1 protein-coding gene is annotated in these 250 nt (G+C 60.8%); it reads right to left on the bottom strand.

What is annotated here, in order from left to right; genetic code table 11:
* Positions 1-37: 37 nt before the first annotated feature.
* The gene (locus E5W70_RS32840; protein WP_292665526.1) at positions 38-172 is read right to left on the bottom strand and encodes a hypothetical protein; all 135 of its coding nucleotides are present in this window, start codon (positions 170-172) and stop codon (positions 38-40) included.
* Positions 173-250 lie beyond the last annotated feature (78 nt).

Here is a 250-nt window from a genome sequence, read left to right as displayed (position 1 = left end):
AGCAATAATGCGTCCACCAACCGACGGTGGAAGAACGTTACTGTGGAGCCGGGGGAGTGGTCACCCACAGAAGCAGTGCAACGCCGATCACGTAGGGCAACAGCACGACCGCCAGCGCTACCCAAAAGCCGGGATCCGCCAAAACACCCATTTCACTGCGAAGCTGTTCCATCGCGTGTCTCCAAGGAGGGCGTTTTTTCAGCCTTCAGCCGCTGCTCCCGGAGCCGAGCCGTCTTTGCGTCTCGGGCCG

Origin of the sequence: Mesorhizobium sp. (assembly GCF_005063415.1) — a bacterium.
Lineage (GTDB): Bacteria > Pseudomonadota > Alphaproteobacteria > Rhizobiales > Rhizobiaceae > Mesorhizobium.
The sequence above is the reverse complement of the archived record's forward strand: the minus strand, read 5'-3'. Positions and strand labels throughout refer to the sequence as shown.

Excerpts from the sequence above, each read along its gene's own strand:
- E5W70_RS32840 (WP_292665526.1), bottom strand. The coding sequence starts at position 172 with ATGGAACAGCTTCGCAGTGAAATGGGTGTTTTGGCGGATCCCGGCTTT.